The sequence below is a fragment of the Streptomyces ipomoeae 91-03 genome (genome assembly GCF_000317595.1).
Classification (GTDB): Bacteria; Actinomycetota; Actinomycetes; order Streptomycetales; family Streptomycetaceae; genus Streptomyces; species Streptomyces ipomoeae.
On record NZ_AEJC01000392.1, the window covers coordinates 1 to 12,135 of the forward strand.

Consider the following 12,135-nt stretch of genomic DNA (forward strand, 5'->3'; position numbering starts at 1 on the left):
AATCGGCAAGACCGCGCCGGCGCTGCACGCGGCCCACTCGGTCCGCGCCGACTTCGCCGACGGGCAGGTCTTCGCGGACCCGGAGGGCAGCCCGGGACACCCCGCGCGACCCGCCGAGGTCCTCACCCGCGTACTCGTCGGGCTGGGGGTGCCCGATGTCGCGGTGCCGAAGACCATGGCCGACCGGATCTGCCTCTTCAAATCACAGGTCGCCGACCGCCGGATGCTGATCGTGCTCGACGACGCCCCCTCTTCCTTGTGAGTGCCTGGCGGCTACGCCGTCTTCTGCTCGCCCGGCCCCCGCCCCCGCGCGTCGCGCGGAATGAGCGTCGGGTTCACGTTGGAGTGGACGACGTCCGCGGTGATGACTACGCGGGCCACGTCCTTGCGGGACGGGACCTCGTACATCACGGACATCAGGACTTCCTCCATGATGGCCCGCAAACCGCGCGCGCCGGTCTGGCGGAGGATGGCCTGGTCGGCGATGGCTTCCAACGCCTCGCGTTCGAAGTCCAGCTCGACGCCATCGAGTTCGAAGAGGCGCTGGTACTGCTTCACCAGGGCGTTGCGGGGTTCGACCAGGATCTGGAGCAGCGCCTCGCGGTCCAGGTTGTGGACCGACGTGATGACCGGGAGACGGCCGATGAACTCCGGGATCATGCCGAACTTGACCAGGTCCTCGGGCATGACGTCCTCGAACTGGTCCTTCGACTCCAGCTCGCGCTTCGAGCGGATCGTGGCGCCGAAGCCGATCCCCTTCGCACCCGCCCGGGACTCGATGATCTTCTCCAGGCCGGCGAAGGCGCCGCCGACGATGAAGAGGACGTTCGTGGTGTCGATCTGGATGAATTCCTGGTGGGGGTGCTTGCGGCCGCCCTGGGGCGGGACCGAGGCCGTGGTGCCTTCCAGGATCTTGAGCAGGGCCTGCTGCACACCCTCGCCGCTCACATCGCGCGTGATCGACGGGTTTTCACTCTTCCTCGCGACCTTGTCGATCTCATCGATGTAGATGATGCCGGTCTCGGCCTTCTTGACGTCGTAGTCCGCCGCCTGGATGAGCTTCAGCAGGATGTTCTCGACGTCCTCGCCGACGTAGCCGGCCTCCGTGAGCGCCGTCGCGTCCGCGATCGCGAACGGGACGTTCAGCATGCGGGCCAGGGTCTGGGCGAGAAGGGTCTTGCCCGAGCCCGTGGGACCCAGCAGGAGGATGTTCGACTTCGCCAACTCGATGGCGTCGTCGCGGCCCTGGGCGCCGCCGTGCTCACCGGCCTGGACGCGCTTGTAGTGGTTGTACACCGCGACGGAGAGGGCCTTCTTGGCCGCCTCCTGGCCGACCACGTACCCCTCGAGGAACTCGTAGATCTCGCGCGGCTTCGGGAGTTCCTCCCAGCGGACCTCGCTCGTCTCCGCGAGCTCTTCCTCGATGATCTCGTTGCAGAGGTCGATGCACTCGTCGCAGATGTACACACCGGGCCCTGCGATGAGCTTCTTGACCTGCTTCTGGCTCTTGCCGCAGAACGAGCACTTGAGCAGATCGCCGCCGTCACCGATGCGTGCCACGGTGTGCTTCCCCTTCGCCTGGGAGACGCCTGGACGATGAGAAGTCCAGCGGCTCCTGGTGCTGCCTTATGTCGACGGTACCTTGCCGGGCCCCCCGTTCGGGCCCCCCTTGGCATGGTTCGCTTTGACGTGCACCTTGTCGTGCACTGGGTCAAACGCCACCAACCATGCCAAGGGGCGGCAGACAATACAGCCTTCCGCCTCAGCGGACGGAGGTGTTGTTCATCTTCCGGGTGGAGATGATCTGATCGATCAGGCCGTAGGACAGCGCGTCCTCGGCCGTGAGGATCTTGTCGCGCTCGATGTCCTCGCGGATCTTCTCGATCGGCGTGGTCGAGTGCTTGGCCAGCATCTCCTCCAGCTGCGCGCGCATCCGAAGGATCTCGTTCGCGGCGATCTCCAGGTCGGAGACCTGACCGCGGCCGGTCTCGCTGTACGGCTGGTGGATCAGCACGCGGGCGTTCGGCAGCGCCATGCGCTTACCGGGCGTACCGGCGGCCAGCAGGATGGCGGCGGCGGAGGCCGCCTGGCCCATGCAGACCGTCTGGATGTCCGGCTTCACGAACTGCATCGTGTCGTAGATCGCCGTCAGCGCGGTGAAGGAGCCGCCGGGGCTGTTGATGTAGACCGAGATGTCCCGGTCGGGGTCCATCGACTCAAGGCACAGCAGCTGCGCCATGACGTCGTTGGCGGAGGCGTCGTCGATCTGGACGCCCAGGAAGATCACCCGCTCCTCGAAGAGCTTCGCGTACGGGTCGTACTCGCGGATGCCCTGAGAGGTGCGCTCGACGAAGCGCGGGATGACGTAGCGGGATTCGGCCGAGGGGCCGGTGTACTGGGCACGCGCGCCGTCGTAGAGGCCGCTGCCGGGGAAGTCGTTCACTGTGGGTCTCCTGGGAGCCTGAGGGGGGCTGAGGCGGTCGGCTGGGGCTTCTGGGGCTGGTACGGCTGGTACGCGGGGCGTGGGCGGCGTCGTGGACGCTGAGGGCGTCTGCCTGGGCCCGCGCCGGCGTACGCCGGTCAGGCCGCCCCCGCCCCGGTACCGCCGCCGCCCGGCATGCCGGCGGCCGTGGCGATCACGTCGTCGATGAGGCCGTAGTCCTTGGCCTCGAAGGCGTCGAACCAGCGGTCGCGGTCCGAGTCGCGGGTGATCTGCTCCACCGACTGGCCCGTGTGCTGGGAGGTCAGCTCCGCCATGCGCTTCTTGGTGTGCAGCAGCCGCTCGGCGTGGATCTTGATGTCCGAGGCCGAGCCGGCCAGGCCGGCGGAGGGCTGGTGGATCAGGATCTCGGCGTTCGGGAGCGCGAAGCGCTTGCCCGGGGTGCCGGCGCTGAGCAGGAACTGACCCATCGAGGCGGCGAGGCCCATGGCGATGGTCACCACGTCGTTCTTGATGTACTGCATGGTGTCGTAGATCGCCATGCCGGCCGTGATCGAGCCGCCGGGGCTGTTGATGTACAGGTAAATGTCCTTGTCCGGATCAGCGGCAAGGAGCAGCAGCTGCGCGGTGATCTTGTTGGCGATGTCGTCGTCGACCGGCTGGCCGAGGAAGATGATCCGCTCGTTGAGCAGCCGGTTGTAGACATGGTCGCCGAGGCCACCGCCGATGGAAGGCTCGCCGGCGGCGGAGGGCATCAGATTCGTCACGTATCCACCTGCTCGTCTTACGACGGCGCCGTGCCGTCTCACGTTTCCCTTCCGGGGGCCGAGCCGTTTCGCCGACAGCCCTGCCCTCGTATTCATGGACCCTAACGCGGCGGCTCCGCCGGGGAATCCCGGAAGGGAGACTGTTCGCTGTCAGCGCATGCGCTCCGGGGATGCGCTCCGCTGGTGGGGCGGGGGATGCCGGGTCGCCCCCGGCTCACGAAGGGGCACGGGGAACTGCGCGAGCAACCACGTACAAGGCGCGAGCAGCCACGTACAGGCCGCAGACACGTCTGCCACGGACCGTGCATCGGCGGGTGCGGTTTGTCGTGGGCCGGCCGCGCCCACACGGCGCAGTGGCATATCGGCACAGCCCCGCGCCCTTTTGGGTCGGCTGCCGCCCCGCACAGTCGCAGAAGGGCCCTGAAGCGTTCCGCACGCCCAGGGCCCTTCTGTTCACGGCAGAGGTGACGTGAGGGCTCAGCCCTCCGTCTTCTCCTCGTTCTCCTCGGCCTCGGGGGCCTTCTCGTCGGCCTCAGCGGCGGCCGGGGTCTCCTCGGCGGAGCCCTCGGCGTCCTCGTCCTCGTCGTCCAGGTCGACGATCTCGCCGTTCGTGTCCTTGACCGTGGCGGACTCGACGACCAGGGCCAGGGCCTTGCCGCGGGCGACCTCGCCGACCAGGAGCTGGACCTGGCCGCCCTCGACGACCGCCTGGGCGAACTGGTCCGGGGACATGCCGGAAGAGGCGGCGCGGCGCATGAGGTGCTCGGTGAGCTCCTCCTGGTTGACGTTCAGCTTCTCCTTGGCGACCAGCTCGTCGAGGACGAACTGGGTCTTGATGCCCTTGATCGCGGCCTCGCGCGTCTCGGTCTCGAACTCCTCGGCGGTCTTGCCCTGGATCTCCAGGTACTTGTCGAGGGTGAGGCCCATCTGGCCGAGCTGGTGGTGCTCCAGGTTGTGCTTGCGGGTGTTGATCTCGTCCTCGAGGAGCTTCTCGGGGACGGGCACCTCGACGAGGTCGAGCAGCTTCTCCAGGACGCGCTCCTGGGCCTGCGTGGCCTGGTCGTACTGCTTCATGTTCTCCAGGCGCGTACGGCTGTCGGCGCGCAGCTCCTCCAGCGTGTCGAACTCGGAGGCGAGCTGGGCGAACTCGTCGTCCAGGGCCGGGAGCTCGCGGGCGGCGACCTGGGTGACCTTGACGGTGACCTCGGCCTCCTTGCCGGCCGCCGAGCCGCCCTTGAGCTCGGAGGTGAAGGTGGCCTCGGCCCCGGCCTCCAGGCCCTTCACGGCGTCGTCGATGCCGTCCAGCAGCTCGCCGGAGCCGATGGTGTACGAGACGCCCTCGGCGATGCCGTCCTCCAGGACCTCGCCGTCGACCTTGGCCTGAAGGTCGATCGTGACGACGTCACCGTCCTCGGCGGCGCGCTCGACCGGGCTGGTGGAGGCGAAGCGCTCGCGGAGCTGCTCCACCGCCTTGTCGATGTCCTCCTCGGTGACCTCGATGGCGTCGACCTCGACCTCGATGCCGGAGTAGTCCGGGATCTCGATGGTCGGACGGACGTCGACCTCGGCGGTGAAGTTCAGCGTCTCGCCGTCCTTCAGCTCCGTGATGTCGACCTCGGGCTGGCCGAGGACGTTGAGCTCGGCCTCGTTGACCGCCTCGGTGTACAGCTTCGGGAGCGCGTCGTTGACGGCCTCCTCCAGCACGGCGCCGCGACCGAACCGCTGGTCGATGATCCGGGCCGGGATCTTGCCCTTGCGGAAGCCCTTGACCGTGACCTGCTGGTTGATCTTCTTGTACGCCGCGTCGAGGCTGTCCTTGAGCTCCTCGAAGGGCACCTCGACAGTGAGCCGAACCCGGGTCGGGTTCAGGGTCTCCACGGCGCTCTTCACGGTTCGGTCTCCTTGTGGCTGACTTCTTCGGGTTCTGCTGGGTGCCTCTGCCGGATCAGGAAGACGACCGGGCAGCGCCTCAGCGGATTAGCGGGCCCTTGAGAGACGTAAGAGTGCAGACACACGGGCGCGCAGCTTGCATAGTAACCGCAGGCGGTACACGCCCCAAAAGGTGATCTCGCCGGTGGCCGGCGCGTCGTCCGGCGCGATTGTCGGGGTGGCGGGATTTGAACCCACGGCCTTCCGCTCCCAAAGCGGACGCGCTACCAAGCTGCGCCACACCCCGTCTGGTGCGACACGTAGGGTACATGGCCGCGGACAGGGCGGCTGCCGCATTTGCCGAGTGATTTACCGACTACGCGGAGTGCGCCGTGTCGAGCGCGGGCGCGCGGGGCGTACGGCCGGCGCGGTGACCCCGGTGGGGTGCGGGCGCGACACGAGCGCGCGACGGCGCCGCCCGGCGCGGCCGGGAATGGGGTGTGCGGCGAGGGCGTACGACCCGCTACGATGCCTTCTGTGCCGCGGTCCCGCGACCTGCGGCGCCAGCTGTGCGGGCGTAGCTCAATGGTAGAGCCCTAGTCTTCCAAACTAGCTACGCGGGTTCGATTCCCGTCGCCCGCTCTGTACGGCTCAGGGCCAGGTCAGAGATTCGATCCTCTGATCTGGCCCTGATCGTTTCCAGGGGCTCCGTTCGGTCCGGTGCGTCCCCCACGTGCCCCTTCGGCTTTCGATCTTGCTTCTTCTTGGCCTGCCCTGGGGGCGACACCCCCGGGGCGTCGCTAGAACTGGATCGAGTTGATCGTTTCCGCTATCGAGTTCAGGAAGCGTTGGATGTCGTCGGCCATGCCGGTGGAGGCGAGGAAGAAGCCGAAGAGGATGGCGACGACGGCCGGGCCGGCCTTGATGTTCCCCCCTCGCATCAGGACGACAAGGATGATCCCCAACAAGAGCACCACTGACAGCGAAATGGCCACAACAGATCACACCCTCGGTCGGTCCGCTTCCCCGGCCCGGGGCGCCAACCCCACGCGCACCCCGCCAGAACCATCGTGCCACCAACCAGGCCCTCGTATGCGGCAGGTGAGGCAACGTCGGCCACGGTCACGCGGCGTCCGTAGGCGTATCGCCGGGCGGGCGGCGGGTGTTGGGCGGTAATTTCGAGCGATCTCCGGTCGATCTCCGGTCGATCTCCGGTTGATCGTTTCCGCGCACACCCATCTACGCGCACATCGCGTTCGCAGGTAATTCGAATTGTTGCCACAGACACATCAAGGCCGGCATCGAGAGCACGTCACACACGCTTCGGAAGTCCTGAACACGCACCAACAAGCGGACATTTCACCAGAGTCGCCTGCGCACGTTATGCACCATTTAGTCGGTATGAATGCGGACAGAAGGGGCGCATGTCAACGAGGCTTCGGTGTACGTACCGTGATGCTCCCACCGATACCTGCTTCACCAAATCCGGGGTACTCGCAGGTGATTCGAGACCGTCAATACAGGATTAACGTCGATGGTTTTACGGAATCGCACAGACAACGCTAGGGTGCCTCAGATGTTCACCGCTGCCTCGTCCCCCGCTTGCGCAGCGAGTGCTCGGACCGCCCCGCGAAGTTTCCGGCGGGAGGGTCTGTGACGAACTCGCTGCGATCACAAGACCACCGAAGCGACCATCGAAGCGATCAACGAAGCGAACCCCAGAGAGCGCCGCTCGCCCAGGCGGCGTCACCGCAGTCCCCGGCGGACGGAGGGTCGGCCCCGCGCTCCACCACGGCCCCGGGCGCCGGACCGGCCAAGCAGCGCGACGCGTTCTTCGACAACGCCAAGTACCTGGCCATCGTGCTGGTCGCGATGGGTCACGCCTGGGAGCCGCTCACCGATCACAGTCGCGCCGCCGAGGCGCTGTACATGGTCGTGTACGCCTTCCACATGCCGGCGTTCATCCTCATTTCCGGCTACTTCTCGCGCAGTTTCGACATGCGCCCCGACCGGTTGCGGCGGCTGATCACCGGCGTCGCCGTGCCGTATGTGCTCTTCGAGATCGCGTACTCCCTCTTCAAGCGGTACGCCGACGACGATCCGTCGCACCCGATCAGCCTGCTCGACCCGTGGTATCTGACCTGGTTCCTGATCGCGCTGTTCGTGTGGCGGCTGACGACGCCGCTGTGGAAGGTGGCGCGCTGGCCGATTCCGCTGGCGCTCGGTATCGCCGCGCTCGCCTCCGTCTCGCCGGACATCGGTGACGACCTCGACCTCCAGCGTGTTCTGCAGTTCCTGCCGTTCTTCGTCGTGGGGCTCTTCATGAAGCCCGCGCACTTCCAGTTCATGCGCCGGCGTGAGGTGCGGATTCTGTCCGTGCCGGTCATGGCGTGCGCGCTGGCTCTCGCGTACTGGGTGGGGCCGGACATGAACTCCGCGTGGTTCTACCACCGGGACAGCGCTCAGGAGCTGGGTGCGCCGTGGTGGGCCGGGGTCGTGATGACCTTCGCGCTCTTCGGGTGCTCCATGGTGCTCACCGCGTGCTTCTTCTCCTGGGTGCCACGGCGGAAGATGTGGTTCACCGTGCTGGGCGCGGGCACGCTGTACGGCTATCTGCTGCACGGGTTCCTCGCGAAGGGCTCGCGCTTCTGGGACTGGTACGACGCGAACGCCTGGGTCTACCAGCCGCTCGGCGAGCTCTTCGTCACCTTTGTCGCGGCGGTCGTCATCACGTTGCTGTGCACGCCGCCGGTGCAGCGGATGTTCCGGTTCGCGATGGAGCCGAAGATGGAGTGGGCGTTCAAGCGGGACGCCGCCGAGTTGGCTCGGGGGCGTGGGAAGGTCGGGGCCAAGGCTTAGACCTCCGGTTCATGCGCTGCGGTTGACGCGCCCGCTTGCGTTGTAGTTGTTTCGTCCGCCCGCGTTGCGGTCACTGCTTCGTTCGTCGCGGTTTCTACGGTGCCTCCTCGGTCGTCGGTTCTTCCGGCAGGCCGAGGAGGTTTCGCATGCGGGCGTACTTGTGGGTCAGGCGGGTGCGGGTGGGCTCGTCCAGGGCCGCCAGGCGGGTCGGGTCGGCGTTGTGGGCCAGGTCCGACTGTTTGACCAGGAGGGCGCCCGGGGTGGCGAGGATGCGGGCCGCGTATGCCTCCGTCGGTTCGCCCGGGCGTTTGGTGAGGGCGAGGACGATGTTCTTCGTACGAGGGGTCAGGGGGGCGTCGGTCAGCCAGGTCTCGGTGAGGGCGTTGTCCTCGATGGCGTCGTGGAGCCAGGCTGCGGCGATTTGGTCTTCGTCGCCGCCGCGGGTGGCTACGCCGTGGGCCACTGCCTGGAGGTGTTCGGTGTAGGGGCGGCCGGCCTTGTCGGTCTGGGTGGCGTGGGCGGTTCGGGCGAGGGCCTCTACCTCGGGGAGGGGGAGGGGGGTTTGGGGCATGGGGGTGGGGCTCCTGTCGTGTCGTGGGTTCACGTGTGGGGATTTTCGCCCCCGCCGCCCCTTCGGCCCTGCCATCCCCCTTTCTCTTCCCTCTCCCAGGACGTTCTGTCCCTGCCTACCTGGGGGCAGTCGGTCCCTCTCTGCAGATCAGCAGGAGAGCCCTGTCGTCGTTCACGTCCTTGGCCACCGCTTCGATGAGGTGCCAGGCGGCGCCGTGGAAGCCGCCGGATACGTAGCGGTCGGCTTCGCCGGTGAGGCGGTCGATGCCTTCGACGATGTCTCGGTCGGAGGTCTCCACCAGGCCGTCGGTGAAGAGCATGAGGACGTCGCCGGGGCGCAGGGAGCCCTTCACGGGGTCGAACTGGGCGCCGTCGTAGACGCCGAGGAGGGGGCCCTCGGCGGCCTTCTCCTCCCAGCGGCCGGTGCCCGCGCTGAGTTGGAGGCCCGGGGGGTGGCCGGCGGAGAACAGTTCGTAGTCGCCGGAGTCGAGGTCGAGGACGAGGTGGATGGAGGTCGCGAAGCCCTCGTCCCAGTCCTGGCGGAGGAGATAGCCGTTGGCCGCGGGGAGGAACGCGTGGGGTGGGAGCGATCCCAGCAGACCGCCGAAAGCGCCGGAGAGGAGAAGGGCGCGGGAGCCGGCGTCCATGCCCTTGCCGGAGACATCGGTCAGGACGACTTCGAGGGTTCGGCCGCCGTTCGTGCGGGCGGCCACGACGAAGTCGCCCGAGAAGGACTGGCCGCCTGCGGGGCGGAGGGCCATCTCGCGGTGCCACCCCGCGGGGAGCTGTGGCAACTTGCTCTGGACCCGGATGCGTTCGCGCAGGTCGAAGAGCATGGTGCCGCCGCGGCGCCAGGGGACGCCGACACGGCTGCGGAACTGGGCGATGAGGAGGCCGAAGAAGCCGCAGGCGGCGACCACCAGCACTATGCCGGGGGTCACTCTGGCGGGGCCCTCGGTGTACGGGCCGAGTTTCACGGACTCGATGATCAGCGCGGTCGCGGCGGCGGCGTAGAGGGCGAGCAGACTGGCGGGGCGCAGCAGGAGGCCGCCGGCGACGATGGGGAGGACCAGTGCGGCCGGCGAGAACCACACCTCGTCGATCATCGTGAGGCAGGCGATCACCGGGATCAGCAGCAGCAGACCGGCCAGGGCGACCCAGTCGGAGCCGTCGCCGCGGAAGTAGTCGACGGCGGATTTGCGCACGCCGGTGCGGGCCCGGTGAGTGAGCCTCTTCATCCGGGCCGTGAACGTATCGGCCGCCGCGCGCCGCTCTCGTCCTGCTGCCATTGTTCGGGACCTTATCCATCGGACCAGCCCCTGTGCACAGGAGGTCCTACTTGTCCCCCTTCCGAGGGCTGGTTCACGACGAATCTCACACAGATCTCACACGGGAGCGCGTCCTCGGGCCCTCGCGCGGCACCCGTGAAGGATCCCACGATGCGCGGAAGAAGTCAGGAGAAATTCACTCGCTCGTCCCGGATCGCCCTGCTAGGCATGGCATATGACGACCGAGCTGCGGGTGCTGCGCAAAGAAGACTGGAAGGTCTGGTACGACAACATCGTCCGGGCCTTCGGCGGAATCCCCTCACCCGCCGAGGCACGCGACCTGGACCAGGCGCTCACCGACCCCGACCGGTGCGTCGGCGCGTGGGACGGCGCCCAATGCGTGGGTACGGCGGGGGCGTTCGACTTCCGGCTCACCGTGCCCGGCGGTGCGCTCGTCCCGGCGGCCGGGGTCACGATGGTGAGCGTCGCGGCCACGCACCGGCGGCGCGGCGTACTGACGGCCATGATGCGGCGGCAGTTGGACGACATACGCTCCTGGGGCCAGCCGCTGGCCGTGCTGATCGCGTCGGAGGCGGCGATCTACGGCCGGTTCGGCTACGGTCTCGCCTCGCACCGGCTCGGCGTCGAGATCGACACCACCCGCGTACGGCTGTCCGTTCCGCCCGGCACCGATGACGTACGGCTGCGGTACGCGGATCCGGTCGAAGTCCTCGATGTGTGCGAGGCGGTGTACGCGCGCCGGGTACCGGAGCGGCCCGGGATGCTGGCGCGGCAGCCCGGCTGGGAACGGGTGGAACTGCTCGACACGGATCGACACCGGGACGGGGCTTCGCCGTTGCAGTGCGTGGTGGCCGAGCGGGGCGACGGGAGCGGCGGGGGTGGCTCGGAGGTCGTGGGGTATGCGCGGTTCCGGGTCAAGCCGGACTGGGGGCCGGGCGGGGCCCAGGGTGTCGTGATGCTGGTGGCCCTGGAGGCGGTGGACGCCGCCGCGCATGCCGCGTTGTGGCGGTTCCTGTTCGGCATCGACCTGACGTCGTCGATCGTCGCGAGCCGGCGGCCCGTGGACGAGCCGTGGCTGCGTCTGGTGTCGGACGTACGGCGGTGCGGGCTGCGGGTCAAGGACGATCTGCACCTGCGGCTCGTGGACGTGGGCGCGGCGCTTCGGGCGCGGACGTATCAGGCACCGGTGGATGTGGTGTTGGAGGTCGAGGACGCGTTCTGCCCCTGGAACGCGGGGCGTTGGCGGCTGGTCGGGGACGCGAACGGTGCGCGCTGTGAGCGGACCGACGACACCGCTGACCTCGCCCTTTCCGTACGGGAATTGGGGGCCGCCTATCTGGGCGGGGTGAGTCTCGCGTCGCTGGGGGCGGCGGGGCTGGTGCGGGAGTTGCGGGAGGGCGCGTTGGCGGAGGCGTCGGTGGGGTTCCATTCGTCCACCGTCGCGCCCTGGTTACCGCACGGGTTCTAGGGGGCGGGCCCCTGAGGGGGACTCACCTCTGTTGGCAGGTGGGGCACCAGAAGAGGTTGCGGGCGGCGAGGTCGGCGGTGCGGATCTCGCCGCCACAGATGTGGCAGGGGAGGTTGGCCCTGCGGTACACGTACACCTCGCCGCCGTGATCGTCGACGCGGGGCGGGCGGCCCATGGCCTCCGGGGTGTGTTCCGGGCGGACGGTGTCGATGCGGTTGTTGCGTACGCCCTCGCGCATGAGGTCGACGAGGTCGGCCCAGATCGCGTCCCATTCGGCCGGAGTGATGTCCTTGCCCGCGCGGTACGGGTCGATGGCGTGCCTGAACAGGACCTCCGCGCGGTAGACGTTGCCGACGCCCGCGATGACCTTCTGGTCGAGCAGGAGCGCGGCGATCGTCGTACGGCTGCGGGAGACGCGCCCGTACGCGACCGCCGGGTCCGCGTCCGGGCGGAGGGGGTCCGGGCCGAGGCGGGCGTGTACGGCCTGCTTCTCGGCGTCCGTGATCAGTGCGCAGGTCGTCGGGCCGCGGAGGTCCACGTACGACGTGTCGTTGCGCAGGCGTAGGCGGACCGTGTCGGTGGGCGGGGGTGCGGGGGTGGCGCCGAAGTCGACCTTGCCGAAGAGGCCCAGGTGGATGTGGACCCATTCCTCGGTGTTCGGGTCGCCGAAGTGGAGGAAGAGGTGTTTGCCGTGGGCCTCGGCGGTGGTGAGGGGAGTGCCGGTGAGGAGGGCGGCGGCGTCCGTGAACTTGCCCTGGGGGCTGGTGACGTGGGCCGTCCGGCCGCCGAAGTGGGCGAGGTAGTCCTCGGCGAGGCGGTGGATGGTGTGCCCTTCCGGCAACGGGTCCCTCCGGGGGTTGGGCCGACTCTCTG

The 12,135-nt window shown here is 68.3% G+C and carries 10 protein-coding genes, 2 tRNA genes and 1 pseudogene; 4 read left to right on the forward strand and 9 right to left on the reverse strand.

Features of this window, described 5'->3' with window-relative positions; all coding sequences use genetic code 11:
• Window positions 1–262 (forward strand): annotated as a pseudogene (locus STRIP9103_RS25125) (AfsR family transcriptional regulator); the annotation flags it as partial.
• An 11-nt stretch (window positions 263–273) separates the two neighbouring features.
• On the opposite strand, the gene clpX reads toward STRIP9103_RS25125, so the two are convergent.
• The 5 genes from clpX to STRIP9103_RS25150 form a co-directional block, all read right to left on the reverse strand.
• A complete protein-coding gene (gene clpX / locus STRIP9103_RS25130; RefSeq protein ID WP_009322050.1) occupies window positions 274–1,560 on the reverse strand; it encodes an ATP-dependent Clp protease ATP-binding subunit ClpX in 1,287 nt (428 codons plus the stop codon).
• A 202-nt stretch (window positions 1,561–1,762) separates the two neighbouring features.
• Complete coding sequence (locus STRIP9103_RS25135; RefSeq protein ID WP_009322049.1) at window positions 1,763–2,443, reverse strand: ATP-dependent Clp protease proteolytic subunit; 681 nt, start codon at window positions 2,441–2,443, stop codon at window positions 1,763–1,765.
• A 137-nt stretch (window positions 2,444–2,580) separates the two neighbouring features.
• Window positions 2,581–3,195, reverse strand: coding sequence for an ATP-dependent Clp protease proteolytic subunit (locus tag STRIP9103_RS25140; RefSeq protein WP_048820942.1), 615 nt, complete (start codon window positions 3,193–3,195; stop codon window positions 2,581–2,583).
• A 489-nt stretch (window positions 3,196–3,684) separates the two neighbouring features.
• Window positions 3,685–5,097 (reverse strand): trigger factor, encoded by a 1,413-nt coding sequence (tig, locus tag STRIP9103_RS25145; protein WP_009322052.1) that lies wholly within the window; start codon window positions 5,095–5,097, stop codon window positions 3,685–3,687.
• A gap of 212 nt (window positions 5,098–5,309) precedes the next feature.
• Window positions 5,310–5,383 (reverse strand) — tRNA-Pro (locus tag STRIP9103_RS25150).
• A gap of 264 nt (window positions 5,384–5,647) precedes the next feature.
• Here STRIP9103_RS25150 and STRIP9103_RS25155 point away from each other — a divergent pair.
• Window positions 5,648–5,718: transfer RNA gene (locus STRIP9103_RS25155), tRNA-Gly, on the forward strand.
• A gap of 158 nt (window positions 5,719–5,876) precedes the next feature.
• On the opposite strand, the gene STRIP9103_RS25160 is transcribed toward STRIP9103_RS25155, so the two are convergent.
• The gene (locus tag STRIP9103_RS25160) at window positions 5,877–6,071 is read right to left on the reverse strand and encodes a hypothetical protein (RefSeq protein ID WP_009322060.1); all 195 of its coding nucleotides are present in this window, start codon (window positions 6,069–6,071) and stop codon (window positions 5,877–5,879) included.
• 658 nt (window positions 6,072–6,729) lie between these two features.
• Between STRIP9103_RS25160 and STRIP9103_RS25165 the strand changes: the two genes are divergently transcribed.
• Entirely contained in the window at window positions 6,730–7,935 is a 1,206-nt protein-coding gene (locus STRIP9103_RS25165) for an acyltransferase family protein (RefSeq protein WP_009322047.1), read from the forward strand.
• Window positions 7,936–8,029: 94 nt separating this feature from the next.
• On the opposite strand, the gene STRIP9103_RS25170 is transcribed toward STRIP9103_RS25165, so the two are convergent.
• Both STRIP9103_RS25170 and STRIP9103_RS25175 read right to left on the reverse strand, forming a co-directional pair.
• A complete protein-coding gene (locus tag STRIP9103_RS25170; RefSeq protein ID WP_009322045.1) occupies window positions 8,030–8,506 on the reverse strand; it encodes an HD domain-containing protein in 477 nt (158 codons plus the stop codon).
• 115 nt (window positions 8,507–8,621) lie between these two features.
• Complete coding sequence (locus STRIP9103_RS25175) at window positions 8,622–9,794, reverse strand: PP2C family protein-serine/threonine phosphatase (RefSeq protein WP_009322041.1); 1,173 nt, start codon at window positions 9,792–9,794, stop codon at window positions 8,622–8,624.
• Between the two features lie 214 nt (window positions 9,795–10,008).
• On the opposite strand from STRIP9103_RS25175, the gene STRIP9103_RS25180 reads away from it, so the two are divergent.
• Window positions 10,009–11,262, forward strand: coding sequence for a GNAT family N-acetyltransferase (locus tag STRIP9103_RS25180; protein WP_009322062.1), 1,254 nt, complete (start codon window positions 10,009–10,011; stop codon window positions 11,260–11,262).
• A gap of 22 nt (window positions 11,263–11,284) precedes the next feature.
• On the opposite strand, the gene STRIP9103_RS25185 is transcribed toward STRIP9103_RS25180, so the two are convergent.
• On the reverse strand, window positions 11,285–12,103 hold the full coding sequence (locus STRIP9103_RS25185) for an Fpg/Nei family DNA glycosylase (protein WP_009322058.1): 819 nt from the start codon (window positions 12,101–12,103) through the stop codon (window positions 11,285–11,287).
• Window positions 12,104–12,135 lie beyond the last annotated feature (32 nt).